Annotated in this window: 1 protein-coding gene; it reads left to right on the forward strand. The window is 68.8% G+C overall.

The features are described 5' to 3' along the window. Positions 1 to 805, forward strand: an 805-nt coding sequence (locus ACFWJO_RS39330; RefSeq protein ID WP_386873049.1) for an SIS domain-containing protein, incomplete at both ends; no start/stop codon positions are given.

The following is an 805-nucleotide window of genomic DNA, read 5'->3' on the forward strand; positions in this document are numbered from 1 at the left end:
GACGATCACGGCCGACGCCGTCGAGATCTCGGACTTCCGGGGCGGCCCCGCCGACGGCAAGCGCTTCACCGTGGACTGGGACGCCTCGGCCGCGGAGAAGGGCGGCTTCGAGACCTTCATGGAGAAGGAGATCCACGACCAGCCCCAGGCCGTGCAGGACACCCTGCTGGGCCGCACGGACGCCGCCGGCGCCCTGATGCTGGACGAGCTGCGGATCGACCCCGAGGAGCTCAAGGCCGTCGACAAGATCATCGTCCTGGCGTGCGGCACGTCCGCCTATGCGGGCACGGTGGCCAAGTACGCCATCGAGCACTGGTGCCGGATCCCCGTGGAGGTGGAGCTCTCCCACGAGTTCCGCTACCGCGACCCGATCATCGACCCGCACACCCTCGTGGTGTCCATCTCCCAGTCCGGCGAGACCATGGACACCCTCATGGCGGTCCGCTACGCCAAGGAGCAGGGCGCCCGCACCGTGTCCATCTGCAACACCAACGGCTCCACGATCCCGCGCGAGTCGGACGCCGTGCTCTACACGCACGCCGGCCCCGAGATCGCCGTCGCCTCCACCAAGGCGTTCCTGGCGCAGATCACCGCCGCCTACCTGCTGGGCCTGTACCTGGCCCAGCTGAACAAGAAGCTGTTCAGCGGCCAGATCAAGGACATCCTGGCGGACCTCGGGGCGATCCCCGGCAAGATCGAGGAGATCCTCGCCGCCAAGGACCAGGTCAAGGAGCTCGCCCGCTCCATGGCCGACGCCACCTCCGTCCTGTTCCTCGGCCGCAACGTCGGCTACCCGGGGGCCATG

Origin of the sequence: Streptomyces sp. NPDC127092 (assembly GCF_042722475.1) — a bacterium.
In the GTDB taxonomy this organism is placed as follows: domain Bacteria; phylum Actinomycetota; class Actinomycetes; order Streptomycetales; family Streptomycetaceae; genus Streptomyces.